The following is a 15,558-nucleotide window of genomic DNA, read 5'->3' on the forward strand; positions in this document are numbered from 1 at the left end:
AGGAATCTATTTATGAGCGAAGAGACGTTTAAGCATAAGCTTTATGTCATCATTTTTGGCACGCACACTCCAGCAGGGCGACGTTTTGATATATTACTGATAGTGGCAATAATTAGTTCACTCTCAGTGTTAATTTTAGATTCCGTCCCTATCTTTGCCACAAAATGGCCACAAGAATTCAATATTCTGGAATATTTTTTTACTGGCTTATTTACCATTGAATATCTATTGCGCTTATATTGCTCACCCAAACCTAAAGCCTATGCCAAAAGCTTTTATGGCATCATAGATTTGCTCGCAATACTTCCAACTTACCTTGCTTTTTTCTTTCCATCAGCAAGCTTCATCGGAATTATTCGCCTATTACGTGTCATGCGAATCTTCAGAATTCTCAAGCTAGTACGCTTTTTACAAGATTCAAACTTACTCGTTCGTACGCTGGCAATGTCTCAACGTAAGATTTTGATATTTTTTAGTGCCGTAGCAATATTAGTAACGATTTTTGGCGCACTCATGTATGTTATCGAAGGACCTGAAAATGGCTTTACTAGCATTCCTCGTGGAATTTACTGGGCCATTATCACGATTACGACGGTAGGTTATGGAGATGTGGTTCCGAAGACGCCGCTAGGACAAGGTATTGCCGCACTAACAATGCTACTAGGTTATTCTATTTTGGCGGTTCCCACAGGAATCATTACCGCCGAACTCAATCAAGAAATGAAAGCTCACCGGACCCTAGTATTATGTCCAAACTGTACCAAAGATGGTCATGAAACCGATGCACTTTATTGTAAACATTGCGGCAGTGAATTAGCTGAGCCAGATAAACGTGTCGTGCCAGTTCCGAAATCAGATGAACCGACTTAAGAACACATTGTCATTCGATAAGCGTGGTCATTTAATAAAGCTATATTGTATACCTATAAAAAAGTCCGCATTAAAAAATAATACGGACTTTTCAGTATTAGCTATAAGCTTTATTTTATAGAAACCTGCTTAGCGGTTTTCTAGAATAATTCGCAAAGTACGACGTAGCGGCTCGGCGGCACCCCACAATAGCTGATCACCAACCGTAAACGCATTAAGGAAAGTGTCACCCATTGCCATCTTACGTAAGCGACCTACTGGTACAGAAAGTGTACCAGTTACTTTAGCTGGAGAAAGCTCTTGAGTCGTAATATCACGATCATTAGGGATCACTTTGACCCAATCATTATGAGTTGCGATGATCTCTTCAATTTCATCCATTGGCACATTTTGCTTTAATTTAATCGTTAGTGCTTGTGAGTGACAACGCATCGCACCAATTCGAACACAAGTACCATCGATTGGAACCGCGTTAGTACCATCAAGACCTAAAATTTTGTTAGTTTCTACCGTACCTTTCCATTCTTCTTTACTCTGACCATTATCACGCTTCACATCAATCCAAGGGATCAGTGAACCCGCTAATGGTGAACCAAACTCACTGGTTGGGTAGTCACTTGAGCGAATTGTTTCCGCTACTTTACGGTCAATATCGAGAATTGAACTTGCAGGATCGGCCATTTCAGCGCTCACAGACTGATTAATCACCCCCATTTGGGCAATTAATTCACGCATATTTTTCGCACCAGAACCAGAAGCAGCTTGGTAAGTCATCGCGCTCATCCATTCAATCATGCCTTTTTCATATAGACCACCAAGGCCCATCAGCATAAGACTAACCGTACAGTTACCACCTACGAATGTATTGGTACCAGAATGGATTCCTTGTTGAATTTGCTTCAGGTTAACTGGATCTAAAGTAATGATGGCATCATCTTTCATACGCAATGTTGAAGCAGCGTCAATCCAATAGCCTTTCCAACCTGCTTGACGAAGTGCTGGGTAAACTTTTTCAGTATATGAGCCACCCTGACAAGTAATGATCGCATCAAGCTGCTTTAGACTTTCAAGATCGAAGGCATCTTGTAGCATACCTGCATCTTTACCTAGGTTGGGAGCGGGAATACCCACTTGTGAAGTGCTGTAAAATACTGGTTCAATGAGGTCAAAGTCCTTCTCCTCCACCATGCGCTGCATCAATACAGAACCAACCATGCCACGCCATCCAACTAAACCTACTCTCATTCTTTCATCCTCTCCATGAATTAAAATTATAAACAGGTGGTCAATACCGACCACCAATCATTATTCTTCCTTTACTATCTCATTGCTGCCGTCAATCTTCAAATGCGATTTAGAATCTATACCTAAGTAACTTGGTTATATTCAAAGACAATGGATAGGCTAACGCTTATGAATGACGCATTAATTGATCTTTCAAATTTGGCGGGATCCCTTTGATAGTCAATGTATCGGTTTCCGGATCATAAAAGACCCTCTCACCTAATAACATGCTATCAAAGTTAATCGACAAGCCGCCGCCAGCCCCAACGTACTTGGCAAGCTTACGAATAGTTGAGCGATCAACCGGAAAACTATCTTCTAATTCATAACCTTGCTTTTGGGTAAACTCAGCAAAATTATCATGATGTCCTGCACCGCTTAACTCACCCGATAATTCTTGAATGGTAACTTCATCACCAGACTTTAATTGTTCGTTACAAAAATCATGCACCTGTTTGCGGCATGCAATGGTTTCTTCTTTATTAAGCTGCGCATCAACACAATAATCGTCAACCGCTTGCATCAATACTTGGTTTTGCTTTTTAGTATCTAAGCCAACTTCTGCTTGTAAGAAATCTAAGAAGAAATCTGCCACTTTACGACCAACACGACCTTTGATGTAGCTTAAATAGCGATTAGAATCTGGATCGGTTTCATAACGAGATAAGTCAATACGCACCGCAATATCCATTTTATTAATGTCGAGATAATCGGTTCCGCTGATATCCAACGCCTCATTGACTTTTAGACTTTGATTCGATGGCAATAAAGCAATGAATAAGTAGTCAGTCGCTAAAGATTGGTATTCAGCCAAAACCAACACACCTTCTTCTGCAAAAGGATATTTAGATAATTCTGATTTTAATCGTTCAGCCGATTGTTGTGAAAAGTCATAAAAATTCAATTCACCTTGACGCAATTGCTTCATCCAAGTTTGAAATTCACTTTCTTCTTTATAAATACCAAAGCCTTTTCCTGCTTTGGCACTGAAAGTACGGTGTAATTCTGCAACCAATTGTTCCGTCACTTCATCACTAGGCAGTGCAGAGTCACGTAAGCTAACAACAAGTTCATCTTGATTATTTTTGGTCAATTTATGCAGTATAACGTTGGAAATATCTAAGCTCATGGTAAATTAGTTTCAGTTGATGTTTCAGTTGTGAGGAAGACTAGGTTATCATAAGCCGCTTTATATACCCAAGTGACTTAAAAATTCTCTGAAACAATATGTTAATTAGTAATAACACAGAGCAATTAAGCACTATCATTAACTCAATCTAGGAAGTTATTTAAAAACGTTATGCCTATTAACTCTAAGTACAGCGACCAAAAAATCGAACAAATTCTGGCAGAAATTGCTGCCGTATTAAAAAAGCATGATGCAAATCCTGATTTAAGCTTAATGATTGCGGGTAATATGGTTACTAACATATTGAACTCAAATGTGCCAAAATCTCAACGTAAACTCATTGCAGATAAATTTTCTCAAGCTCTTTTATCATCAATTGATGATTAAATGTATTCTTAAACCAAATTGAGTTAGAACGATATTTTAAATGGTTGATAGCGAAAATTCATACGGAGAGCGCGTCTCTCGACTGGTAAGCTGGGGACACTGGTTCGCCTTCTTTAATATCATCTTGGCCATGCTAATTGGTACGAGCTTTGTCGCTCAATCACCTTGGCCGGAGACTTTACTTGGGCAAGCCTACCTCATTGTATCTTGGGTAGGCCACTTTAGCTTTCTAGTGTTCGCCCTTTATATTCTTATTTTATTTCCGCTCACCTTCATTATACCTTCTCGAAAGTTATTACGTTTATTAAGTGTATGTTTTTCAACCATCTGCTTGACTTTACTTTTGTTAGATACTCAAGCTTATGAACGACTACATCTACATTTAAATCCCGTCGTCTGGGAATTATTACTTAGCAAAGAAAAAACCTCATTCAATGCAGAGTGGCAATATCTCTTTGCAGCAGTACCCGTTATTTTCCTGCTACAAATAGCCATTTCAGAGTGGATTTGGAAAAAGCAACGTCAATTATCGCGCAAGCGTATTGGCAAACCTGCAACCATTGTTTTCTTCTTATGTTTTGTAAGTAGTCACTTGGTTTATATCTGGGCTGATGCCTTTTTCTATAATCCAATTACTAGCCAAAAAGCCAACTTCCCATTGTCTTATCCAATGACAGCAAAATCTTTCATGGAAAAGCATGGCTTATTGGATAAAGATGAATATCTTGAACGCCTAGAGCAAAATGGTGAAGCAAGTGAAGTGGTTAACTACCCTCTTGAACCACTTAAATTTGATGGTCGTGGTAAAAAGTACAATGTCTTGATGATCATGGTTGATAACTTACGCAGTGATATGCTGACAAAAGAAGTCATGCCGATGACATATCAGTTTGCGAAAAACAATCAGAACTTTATTAACCATTACAGTGCAAGCAATAACACCTATGGTGTATTTGGATTATTCTATGGTTTACCAAGCAGTTATTCTGCTAGCATAAAATCACAAGACACTCCGCCTTTATTCATTTCAACTATGAATGATCGCGACTACTCTATGGTGGCATTTGGCAGTCAACGATTTAGTGACACAGCATTTTATGATGAAATTTTTGCACCTATTGATACTGCAAATTATGAGCAAAGCCAGAACAGCCCAGATCAGAGTGCAGTTTCAGAATGGACTCAATGGATAAACCAATCACCAAATCAACCTTGGTTCAGTTATATTGAGCTTTCAGAAGTAGAACAATTTGAAGATACTCCAAATGTTTTACCTCGATTTAAAACTGACTCAAAAGCTCCTTTTGAAAAGTTAATTGCACAATATAAATCAGCCTCGTTTTCTGCTGACAAGAAAGTGAATAAGATTCTCACTCAGTTAGAAAGCAAGAAATTGCTAAACAATACCATCGTGGTAATCACGTCAAATCATGGTACTGAGTTTAATGAGACCAAAAACAATAGCTGGGGCTCAAACAGCAACTTTAGCCGTTACCAGTTACAAGTACCTATGGTGATTCATTGGCCGGGTAAAGCTCCTGAACTGTATCAACATAAAACCAGCCACTTAGATTTCTCCGCGACTATAATGCAAGATCTTTTCCAGTCATCCTCTAATCCGTATGACTACGGTAGTGGCAAAAATTTATTTAATGCCTCATCTCGTCCATGGATCCTAGCTGGTGATAGAGATAATATTGCTTTAATCACTAATGAGACAACTACGGTGGTTGATGAGTTTGGTAACTACAAGGTATACGATAAAAACTACCAACGTAATAACAATGCAAAACCTAAACTTTCCATCGTATTACAAGGACTTTCAGAGCTAAAACGCTTCTATCGTCAAAGTGACTAATCACTAAAACAACACAAATTAAGGGAGCTTCGGCTTCCTTTTTTATATTTAAATTTTAACCCTGCTTATTTGCTTAAAAACCAGACAAATAATTAAAATTAAGGGTTTACAAAAATTTAAGCTGTATATATTATTTATCGCAATTCGGAGAGATGGCTGAGTGGTCGAAAGCACCGGTCTTGAAAACCGGCAAGGGTTAATAGCTCTTCTAGGGTTCAAATCCCTATCCCTCCGCCACATTAAGAAAGCCCGCTACTTTGAAGTGACCCCTTAAAGTTGGACATTTCTGTTATGCGGCTTCTAAGGCCTGGTTTCGGTATTCTACCGGAGTCAGGCTTTTTAACATCTGCTGTTTACCTCTTAGACAGTTAACCCACTTACGAATAATCATCTAAATGGATTTTCGGTGCTCTTGCAGCATTCATTGCTGTAATAAATGCAATTACAGCAGCGACTAAATAGCCCGTTTGGAACGCTTCAATAATAATATCTTTTGGGCCTGCCATTAAATCGGTAATAGTGCTATCTGCCGTAAAGCCTGGGATTAACGAGTAAATTAATGTACCAAATAAAGCGGTCCCCACTGATGCGCCTAATGAGCGACATAAACTTGCCATTGCGGTAACACGCCCTAAGTTTGGCTTTCCACCTACTGTTTGAATCAACACTTGTGTCGATGGCATCACTGTCCCTAGACCTAAACCACAAATTAATCCAAATATGCCTGTCATATATTTTGAGGGCTCTAAAAAACCTAACAATAAGAATCCACACGTGGTTATCGACATCCCAATAACTGGCATCCACTTTGGAACACCAGTTTTTGCGATGGTTTTGCCTGTAATGTAGGAACCTGTGATAATACCAGCTGTTAATGGCAATAATAATAGCCCTGACATAGCCGCATTCGCCCCTAATCCTAATTGTAAATAAATTGGCAAAAAGAAAACTAAAGCGAACATACACGCCGCGAATAAGAATGATGACAATAATGGAATATGAATTTCTCTACGAGCTAATAAGGCCAATGGTAAAAATGAATCTTGCGTTCTAGATTGTTGGAAGGTAAATACTACAGACAGAATTGCCATTGAAATTAATAACTGAATACTGGTCACTGACTGCCAAGCAAACTCATGACCTCCTGAGGATAACCAGTAAATGATAATAGTTGTTGTGGTTGGAAACAGTAATAAACCCCACCAATCGACTTTACGTGTTGATTTAACTAACTTTGGTGACTCTAAAGCCAATAATTTATAGATAGCAAATATCACAATCGGTAAGTTTGCCCAAAAGAGCCAATGCCAAGTGAGATAATTGACCACCAATCCACCGACTACAGGACCTGACACACTTGCCAGTGCAAACATGGAAGCAAAATAGCCTTGGAATTTAGCCCGTTGCCGTGGGGGAACTAATTCACCAATTAAGGCTTGCGATAAGCTCATCAAACCACCACCGCCTATACCTTGGATCACCCGTCCAGTAATGAGTATTCCCATTGATGGCGCTAATGCCGCTACAACAGAACCAATAGAAAAGATGATTAAGGCAGCAATAAGGACATTGCGTCGACCATATAAATCGCCTAACCAACCATGAATAGGTACTGAGGAAGCACCAGCTAATAGATAACCTATCGCGATCCAAGAGGCGGTTTGAATACCACCAAGATCACGAGCGATGGCTGGAGTTGCAGCGGCAAGTAAAGTTTGATCTATCGCGGCCAAAAACATAGGTAAAAACACGATAGTAAAAATTCGAATGAAATCTTTTTTATTGACTTCTTGAGTCGAAAATTGAGTTGCAGCATTAAGATTAGGCATAAGTATTGAATAGGATCTTTTGCATTAAAGTTTGAATAGGCATTCAACGATTGTTCGATAATTAATTGCCGATGCCGAATAAACTGATAAACCTTTACAACAAACAGTTAATTTTCACAATATGACTGCCAGAATCGGCAAGCAGTCACATAAGATGATGCATAGTCTTTGTTTTCTGCAAATAACGCGGCTGCCATACTAGTCACTACAGCATTGCTCATTAGTTGGTGCATATTGTTATCTGACACATCAAACGGGTTATTCTGTAATAGCGGTAAGTCATTGTTCACATTAGCAGACCAATAATGTTCACTCACGCCCTTTTCATCACTAACCCATACAGTTTGACTAACCTTAGGGTTATATTCAGATTCACCATTTTGGCCTTTATAAGAGACTACCGATAAACTTTTACGATCAATTTTCTGATCGATTTCAGCATGCAATTGTTGAAAGCCTGGATGAAAACTTCCTCTTACACCAATACGAGCAGCCCCCGGATTTAACGCACGAACGACGGTATTAATTGGTGTACGTAAACCATAACGGTTTTTCCAACTCATCATGGATTTAGCAATCGGTGCAAAGGTATCTAATGAAAGATAGGTAATATTATTTTGTTGTAGGAAGAATTGAGCTTGCTCAAGGTCATCAGCCTGAGAAATGCCTAATTGAGATAAGTAATCTTGAATATGCACACGGCCGCTTGCATCATCTTTGTAACCATGTAGTAATACTTTATAACCGTTAAGCGACAATATTTTTGCAGCTAAACCATGCCAAGGTAAGCCTGTGCCTTCTTCGTTTTTACGTTTACCAGCATAACAAGGCCAGTCAATATCAGCGTCTAACGATGGCATGCGTGATTGAAATGCTTTCACAAAACCAGCAATTTCTTCATTAGTTTCATTCTGCACACGGATCAACATCAATAGCATTGCCATTTGATCATCACCTACCGAATCATCGCCAGTTTCCTTACTGGCTAAATATGCCTCCATTACATCAAAAGCTTGTTGCTCTGAAAGTGGTTTTCGACCGCGCTCTCCACGTCCAACTGTGCGAATGCATTCTAAAATAATACTCATATCCATCCTTGTTACTTATGCTCAATCATTTAATACCAATCATTATTAACAATAGTTATATCAGAACGCTTTACTTCCCGCTTGGCTTTTTCACGGCCGCTTTCTTTGTGGGGGATTTTCTAAAACTACGCTTTTTGAATGGTTTCCGCTCGACTTGTGGTAAATCTCGCAATGAAGATGGCACGCCAGAGTTTTGAACTTTATTGATAATCGTGCTGATCTGCTGCTCTAAATTTTGCATAAAAGGCACATAAGGTTGCTGTTTTTCAGCCATCGCTTGTAGTTGGTGCTCCCAATGGGCAGTCATATCAGGATAAGTCGATTCAATTGGCAAAGCATGAACTAACCCTCTACCCGCTTCACTACTTAGAATATTTCGTCCTTGACGTACTAACAACTGCCTTTTAAATAAGGTATCTAATATGCCAGCTCGTGTGGCTTCCGTTCCTAGGCCATCCGTTTCACGCAGTATTTTCTTTAAGTTTTTATCGGCGACAAAACGTGCTATCCCAGTCATTGCTTGTAATAATGTTGATTCAGTAAAATGACGAGGCGGCTCGGTTTTATGATCCTTTATCTCACCTTCACGACAAGTGAGTATTTCACCTTGTTGTAATGCAGGCACTGGATCGGCCTCATCTTCTTCAACTTGAAGCACTTTCCCCGCAGGCAGTAAGCTTTTCCACCCAGCGGAGACGAGCACTCGACCTTTTGCGATAAATAAACCACCAGCAATATCAAACTCTAATTTTGATTCAGCGTAGACAGCGGCAAGATAAAACTGCATTAAATATTGCCTTGCGATTAACTGGTAGATTTTCGCTTCATGCCCAGATAAGCCATTGCTCGACATCTTTTTCGGCGTCGGAATAATCGCGTGGTGAGCATCCACTTTACTGTCATTCCATGCTTTAGATTTAAGGGTTAAGTCCGCATTATCGACGGCACTTACCAACTGCTTATCATTTTGACTAATCGCACTTGTTACCGCTGGAGCTTGGGTAAAATGCTCTTTCGGTAAGTATCGGCTATCGGAACGTGGATAGGTGATCAGTTTGTGCTTTTCATATAAAGACTGACACACATTCAATACATCTTGTGCACTCATTTGAAAGCGACGAGCGGCATCAATTTGCAATGCGGATAATGAATAAGGCAAAGGTGGCGCTTGTTTGGTTTGTTTTTGCTCAGAGTTCTTGACGGTTGCTGGCTGATCTCTTATTCGTTCAGCAACATTTTCGACCAACTTACGATTAAGCACTCTACCCTCTTCATCTTGCCAAGGTTTAATCGCTTCACTTGGCTTCCACTTAGCGCGAATATCAAATGAATCTGCTCCATTTTGATATGGAATTAAAGCATGTAGAGAGAAGTAATCTCGTGGAATAAAGTTCTCTATTTCTTCATCTCGACGTACCACTAAACCCAAGACTGGCGTTTGTACTCGACCAACCGATAATACACCTTGATAGCCAGCTTTTTGCCCAAGTAAGGTATAAGCGCGGGACATATTCATGCCATATAGCCAATCAGCACGAGAGCGAGCCAAAGCCGAAATGGAAAGTGGAATGAATTCTTGGTTAGAACGCATTTGAGTTAGTGCGCGTTTTACCGCGGGCAAGTTTAAATCATTAACTAATAGGCGTTGCGCGGTTTGTTTTTGTGCTTTGCTGGCTTTGAGGTAGTCGATGACTTCATCCACCAGTAATTGCCCTTCTCGATCCGGATCGCCCGCATTGACTAAATCAGGCTTTTGCTTAAAGAGTTGTTTGATAACCGAGAGTTGTTTTTTAGCCGCTGCACGAGGACGCAGCTGCCACTGTTCAGGAATTATCGGTAAATCGGCAAGGTTCCATTTTTTATAACGGTCATCGTAAGCATCCGGCTCAACTTGTTCGAGCAGGTGACCAATACACCAAGTGACAAGATCACCATTGCCGCAGCGAATATAACCTTGCTCATTTTTATGAGGTTTAGGTAACGCTGAGGCTATCGCTCGCCCTAGACTTGGTTTTTCCGCAATAAATAAACGCACAATTTTTCCGTATCACCAAAAACAAAGGGCCACATTATCGAATGTCGCCCTTAAAAATCAACCCAAAACTGTTAATTTATACAGTATTTAACGTACGGTGCGTTTATAGGTATGAAACATAATCACCAATGTTGCGCTCTGGCACTTTCATCGCAGAGCAACCTGGCGTACCTAAGTATAAAAAACCAACGATTTGATCCTCACCTTCTAAACCAAATGCTTGATGAACTTCTTGGTGGAACATCCATTCGCCCGAGCGCCAAAACCCTTGAAAGCCTTGTGCAATTGCAGCCATTTGCATTGCTTGTGCGGCGCAACCTGCCGATAAATATTGTTCTAACGCTGGCACTTTTTCATGCTCTTTCACTTTCGCGATCACAGTGATCACCATAGGGGCACGAAATGGTGCTTTCTTTAATTTTTCAATCACCGCATCAGAGCTTTGATTCACTTCAGCAGCATGAACCAGAATATCGGCTAATTTACGTAAACCTTCACCTTGAGCAATCACAAAACGCCAAGGTGTCAGGTTGCCATGATCCGGCGCTCTCAGCCCTGCTTTAATAATGTTTTCTAACGCTTTCCCTTCCGGTGCAGGTTCTACGAGATTAGCAATTGAACGGCGCTCTAATAATAAATCCAATGCTTGCATAACTATCCCTACGGCTTGATATAAAGAATGAGAATCATAATCAAATCGTCATGACTTGGCTATGATTCTCATTACAATTTCAACAATTCATGTAGCCAGAATAACCATACCCAAAGTAATTGGACTTACAGTGAGGCGACAAGTGAATGAGACCCCATGAGCATAGCTCGTCTATGTGATTGGGGCGAATGAACGCCGTCAACAAAACTGTAACTTCAATTACGAAGGGGATAAGTCATAATGACATCGCAACCTTCGTCCCTTGACGAATTGCACGTACCGCATCTAATTCACCGGCAACGTCTGCACCACCAATGACATGTAATTTACCATTGAGTGATTGCCACTTTTCTTCAAATGGACGTACCGAAACTTGTCCTGCGCACACAATAATATTATCTGCATCAAGTAAGGTTTCTTTTTCATTTAGCGTAATGTGCAAGCCCTGTTCGCTGACTTTTTGATAGGCAACGCCCCCCATCAAGTTAACACCGCGTTTCTGCAACGTAGCACGGTGGATCCAACCTGTGGTTTTCCCTGGCCCCTTGCCAACACGACCTTGACGACGTTGCATTAACCACACTTTTTTATCACTAAAGCTTTCTGGTAATGGCATTAAACCACCTGCCATTTTGAGATTCTGATCAATCCCCCAATCATCCAACCAATCGCTAATACTATGTTGCTCTGGCTCAGTGATCATACTCGCGACATCCACGCCAATACCACCAGCACCAATAATCGCCACCTTATCGCCTAGTGCCGTTTTTTCACGGATCAAAGTTTGGTAATCGATAACTTTTTGATTATCTTTCATCCCTTCTAAATCCAGCACTCTTGGTTTCACGCCAGAAGCTATAACCACTTCATCGTAGTCTGAAATATCATCAAAATTAACTTCTGTATCGAGCTTTAAGTTCACTCCGGTTTCTTCTATTCGGTTGGCAAAATAGCGAATCGTTTCACGGAACTCTTCTTTACCGGGAATTTGCATCGCCAAACGGAACTGCCCACCAATTCGATCATTTTTCTCAAATAAATCCACTTGATGACCACGTTCTGCAGCAATCGTTGCACATGCTAAACCGGCAGGCCCTGCACCAATAACCGCGACACGCTTTTTGGTTGCGGTCGATATAATTGGCATTTCAGTTTCATGGCAAGCTCTTGGGTTAACTAGACAGCTCGCCGTCTTTCCTTTGAAAATATTATCAAGACAAGCTTGGTTACAACCGATACAGGTATTAATCAGCTTGGATTTTTGCTCAGCAGCTTTATTCACAAAGTCTGGATCGGCTAAGAAAGGACGTGCCATCGACACCATATCAGCATGTCCTTGAGATAAAATATTCTCTGCTACTTCTGGGGTATTAATACGATTACAAGTGATCACTGGAATCGATAAATGCGGTTTAACTTTTTCAGTCACCCAACTAAATGCTGCACGAGGTACCTGAGTTGCAATGGTTGGTATACGAGCTTCATGCCAGCCAATGCCGGTATTAATTAAAGTAACGCCCGCTTGTTCTAATGCCTTAGCAAGCTCTATGACTTCATCAAACGTACTGCCTTGTTCAACTAAATCCAGCATGGATAACCGAAAGATGATAATGAATTCACTACCGATTTTTTCTCGAATAGATTTCACAATTTCCAAAGCGAAACGAATACGGTTTTGATAACTGCCGCCCCATTCATCACCTCGTTGGTTTGTTCTCTGGCAAATGAACTGATTGATCAAATAGCCCTCAGACCCCATGATTTCGACGCCATCATAGCCAGCGGTTTGCGCCAAATAGGCCGTATTGGAAAAGTCATCAATGGTATTGCGAATTTGTCTGGCACTCATTTTACTCGGAGTAAATTTGGAGATTGGCGCACGAGTAGCGGTAGCACTTTGTGAGAATGGGTGCATTGCATAACGGCCAGCATGGAGAATTTGTAGCGCGATTTTACCGCCATGCTTATGAACCGCTTCGGTAACAACACGGTGTTTTTTAGCATGAGAAGACGTACTTAATTGAGCACTAAATGGTGCCAATCGCCCTCTTAAATTTGGCGAGAATCCACCTGTTACAATTAAACCCACACCACCTTTTGCACGTTCCTCATAAAAGGCCGCAAGTTTTTTTAGCTCACCACGCTCTTCTTCTAATCCTGTATGCATTGAGCCCATTAACACACGATTGCGTAATTGAGTAAATCCAAGGTCGAGTGGCGCTAATAAATGTGGGTACATGATCTCACCTATGAGTCTATTTATTATTATATGGTCCGACCACGGTATAGCTTCTAACACTAGCATTCAAACATCTGTTTACATTTTTGCAACCTAGCTCAATTTTCCACATCTTATTTTTTAAAGTCTCCCTCAAGTAACTTTAAGATGTGGTTACGAAAAAACGGAAGATGTTCAGAAAAATTTTAGATGAATCTTGTGTTTAACAAATGATGAGACAACACTCTTAGTTCAGCTTATGGTACATTGCTCCGATAAGTTATTGATCATGTTTAACCGGACAGAAATATGAAGAAACTATTTTGCTTTATTGCCGCGCTCTTTAAAGGCTTATGGAAGTTTATCTCCTTCCTACGTGTTGCCTTACTCAACCTTTTATTTATTGGTGTTTTGATTCTTGCCTACTTCTCTTTTTTCCCACAACAAGATCCAACTTCAGAGCAAGCAGACACGCCTAAAAAAGAAGCATTGGTACTCAATTTAGAAGGGCCGATTGTCGAACAACGTTCTTACGTTAACCCTTTTGATTCATTATCGGACACTTTATTTGATAAAGATTTACCAAAAGAGAATGTACTCTACGATATCGTTTCGACCATTCGCTTTGCCGCTGCGGACCATTCTGTGTCTGGTTTAGTGTTGAACCTAAAACAAATGCCAGAAACCAATCTCACCAAGCTTAGGTATATCGCTAAAGCAATTGGTGAATTCAAAGCAACTGGTAAGCCTATTTATGCTTATGGTGATTTTTACAATCAAAGCCAATATTACCTAGCAAGCTATGCCGATAAAGTGTTCCTTTCTCCAGACGGTGCGGTTCTGCTTAAAGGCTATGGCGCTTATACGCTTTATTATAAAGATCTATTAGAAAAACTGGATGTTACCACTCATGTTTTCCGCGTAGGAACTTACAAATCGGCGGTAGAACCTTTCATTCGTAATGATATGTCTCCGGCAGCCAAAGAATCAGCAACCGCATGGTTGACCCAATTATGGGGTGCTTATATTGATGATGTTTCTCACAATAGAAAAATCGATGCTAAAACCATCACTCCAAGCATGGATGAGTTTTTGGCGAAGATGAAAAGTGTTGATGGTGATTTAGCGAAACTGTCGAAACAAGTCGGCTTAGTCGATCAATTGATGACTCGCCAACAAGCCATGAGATTTATGCGTTCTAAATTCGGTGGCACAGAGAAAAATGGCTATAACGGTATTAGTTATTATCGCTATAAAGAGAAAGTTACACAGCCTATCGTCACAACTGCAGATAAAGTTGCAGTCGTGGTCGCAAGTGGCACCATTCTAGATGGCGACCAACCTGAAGGCAGTGTTGGTGGAGATTCCATGGCGCACCTATTACGACAAGCTCGCCTAGACGATAATATTAAAGCGGTTGTATTACGTGTAGACAGCCCAGGTGGTAGTGCCTTTGCCTCTGAGATTATTCGTAATGAAATAGAAGCGTTAAAGCAAGCGGGTAAACCAGTGGTGGTTTCTATGTCCAGTCTTGCCGCTTCTGGCGGTTACTGGATCTCAATGAGCGCAGATAAAATCATTGCCCAGCCGACTACCCTTACCGGTTCCATTGGTATTTTTGGCATTATCACTACCTTTGAAAAAGGCTTAAGTAAACTTGGCGTTAATACAGATGGTATCGGCACGAGTCCATTCTCTGGTGTTGGCCTAACCAATGGTCTATCGAAAGGCGCTTCTGAAGCCATGCAAATGGGAATTGAGCATGGTTATCATCGCTTTATTTCACTCGTCGGTAAGAACCGCGGTATTAAAATTGCCGATGTCGATAAAATTGCTCAAGGTCGAGTATGGACAGGTCAAGATGCAATGAAAAATGGTTTAGTGGACCAACTTGGTGATTTCGATGATGCGATCAATGAAGCGGCAAAACTGGCGAAAATTGATAGCTATGAATTAAAGTGGGTAGATAAGCCACTAACGCCAACACAGCAAATATTGCAAGATCTGTTTAGCTCAGTGGATGCATCAATCGGTACCCCATTAAACAAATGGCTGCCAGATTCACTCAAACCAGCGGCAGCGCAAATGGCGCAAAGTGCTGATCTGCTAAATAGCTTAAACGATCCTAAAGGTTATTATGCTTTTTGTCTTAATTGTAACTCGTTATAATATTTAGATAAAATAGAAATCATGCTCAAAATAAAAACA

Annotated in this window: 11 protein-coding genes and 1 tRNA gene; 5 read left to right on the plus strand and 7 right to left on the minus strand. The window is 40.6% G+C overall.

The genetic code is table 11. The features are described 5' to 3' along the window. Positions 1 to 12 precede the first annotated feature (12 nt). Positions 13 to 870: an ion transporter gene (locus tag ACE3G9_RS14125; protein WP_449219479.1), complete on the plus strand. Its 858-nt coding sequence runs from the start codon at positions 13 to 15 to the stop codon at positions 868 to 870. A 129-nt stretch (positions 871 to 999) separates the two neighbouring features. Here ACE3G9_RS14125 and asd read toward each other — a convergent pair whose 3' ends face one another. Next, positions 1,000 to 2,115 (minus strand): aspartate-semialdehyde dehydrogenase, encoded by a 1,116-nt coding sequence (gene asd, locus ACE3G9_RS14130; RefSeq protein ID WP_449219480.1) that lies wholly within the window; start codon positions 2,113 to 2,115, stop codon positions 1,000 to 1,002. 166 nt (positions 2,116 to 2,281) lie between these two features. Next, positions 2,282 to 3,283 (minus strand): nucleoid-associated protein YejK, encoded by a 1,002-nt coding sequence (yejK, locus tag ACE3G9_RS14135; protein WP_449219481.1) that lies wholly within the window; start codon positions 3,281 to 3,283, stop codon positions 2,282 to 2,284. Positions 3,284 to 3,454: 171 nt separating this feature from the next. On the opposite strand from yejK, the gene ACE3G9_RS14140 reads away from it, so the two are divergent. The 3 genes from ACE3G9_RS14140 (at position 3,455) to ACE3G9_RS14150 (ending at position 5,765) form a co-directional block, all read left to right on the plus strand. Beyond that, a complete protein-coding gene (locus tag ACE3G9_RS14140) occupies positions 3,455 to 3,670 on the plus strand; it encodes a YejL family protein (protein WP_027697369.1) in 216 nt (71 codons plus the stop codon). Between the two features lie 40 nt (positions 3,671 to 3,710). Continuing rightward, a complete protein-coding gene (locus ACE3G9_RS14145; protein ID WP_449219482.1) occupies positions 3,711 to 5,528 on the plus strand; it encodes a DUF3413 domain-containing protein in 1,818 nt (605 codons plus the stop codon). A gap of 146 nt (positions 5,529 to 5,674) precedes the next feature. Then, a tRNA-Ser gene (locus ACE3G9_RS14150) sits at positions 5,675 to 5,765 on the plus strand. Positions 5,766 to 5,905: 140 nt separating this feature from the next. On the opposite strand, the gene ACE3G9_RS14155 is transcribed toward ACE3G9_RS14150, so the two are convergent. The 5 genes from ACE3G9_RS14155 to ACE3G9_RS14175 form a co-directional block, all read right to left on the minus strand. Then, positions 5,906 to 7,357, minus strand: coding sequence for an MDR family MFS transporter (locus ACE3G9_RS14155; protein WP_449219483.1), 1,452 nt, complete (start codon positions 7,355 to 7,357; stop codon positions 5,906 to 5,908). A gap of 107 nt (positions 7,358 to 7,464) precedes the next feature. Next, positions 7,465 to 8,445 (minus strand): glycosyl transferase family protein, encoded by a 981-nt coding sequence (locus tag ACE3G9_RS14160; protein ID WP_449219484.1) that lies wholly within the window; start codon positions 8,443 to 8,445, stop codon positions 7,465 to 7,467. A 70-nt stretch (positions 8,446 to 8,515) separates the two neighbouring features. Next, a complete protein-coding gene (locus ACE3G9_RS14165) occupies positions 8,516 to 10,483 on the minus strand; it encodes a DNA topoisomerase III (RefSeq protein WP_449219503.1) in 1,968 nt (655 codons plus the stop codon). A 100-nt stretch (positions 10,484 to 10,583) separates the two neighbouring features. After that, a complete protein-coding gene (locus tag ACE3G9_RS14170; protein WP_417878665.1) occupies positions 10,584 to 11,132 on the minus strand; it encodes an NAD(P)H nitroreductase in 549 nt (182 codons plus the stop codon). 235 nt (positions 11,133 to 11,367) lie between these two features. Continuing rightward, positions 11,368 to 13,371, minus strand: coding sequence for an FAD-dependent oxidoreductase (locus ACE3G9_RS14175; RefSeq protein WP_449219485.1), 2,004 nt, complete (start codon positions 13,369 to 13,371; stop codon positions 11,368 to 11,370). A gap of 288 nt (positions 13,372 to 13,659) precedes the next feature. On the opposite strand from ACE3G9_RS14175, the gene sppA reads away from it, so the two are divergent. Further along, positions 13,660 to 15,519 carry a signal peptide peptidase SppA gene (gene sppA / locus ACE3G9_RS14180; RefSeq protein WP_449219486.1) on the plus strand — a complete coding sequence of 620 codons (1,860 nt, stop codon included), beginning with the start codon at positions 13,660 to 13,662 and terminating at the stop codon, positions 15,517 to 15,519. Positions 15,520 to 15,558: the final 39 nt, after the last annotated feature.

The organism is Vibrio sp. E150_018 (assembly GCF_053544035.1).

What these genes read in the sequence shown, in the direction of transcription:
- ACE3G9_RS14125 (WP_449219479.1), top strand. Translation starts at nt 13, where the DNA reads ATGAGCGAAGAGACGTTTAAGCATAAGCTTTATGTCATCATTTTTGGC.
- asd (WP_449219480.1), bottom strand. Translation starts at nt 2,115, where the DNA reads ATGAGAGTAGGTTTAGTTGGATGGCGTGGCATGGTTGGTTCTGTATTG.
- yejK (WP_449219481.1), bottom strand. Translation starts at nt 3,283, where the DNA reads ATGAGCTTAGATATTTCCAACGTTATACTGCATAAATTGACCAAAAAT.
- ACE3G9_RS14140 (WP_027697369.1), top strand. Translation starts at nt 3,455, where the DNA reads ATGCCTATTAACTCTAAGTACAGCGACCAAAAAATCGAACAAATTCTG.
- ACE3G9_RS14145 (WP_449219482.1), top strand. Translation starts at nt 3,711, where the DNA reads ATGGTTGATAGCGAAAATTCATACGGAGAGCGCGTCTCTCGACTGGTA.
- ACE3G9_RS14155 (WP_449219483.1), bottom strand. Translation starts at nt 7,357, where the DNA reads ATGCCTAATCTTAATGCTGCAACTCAATTTTCGACTCAAGAAGTCAAT.
- ACE3G9_RS14160 (WP_449219484.1), bottom strand. Translation starts at nt 8,445, where the DNA reads ATGAGTATTATTTTAGAATGCATTCGCACAGTTGGACGTGGAGAGCGC.
- ACE3G9_RS14170 (WP_417878665.1), bottom strand. Translation starts at nt 11,132, where the DNA reads ATGCAAGCATTGGATTTATTATTAGAGCGCCGTTCAATTGCTAATCTC.
- ACE3G9_RS14175 (WP_449219485.1), bottom strand. Translation starts at nt 13,371, where the DNA reads ATGTACCCACATTTATTAGCGCCACTCGACCTTGGATTTACTCAATTA.
- sppA (WP_449219486.1), top strand. Translation starts at nt 13,660, where the DNA reads ATGAAGAAACTATTTTGCTTTATTGCCGCGCTCTTTAAAGGCTTATGG.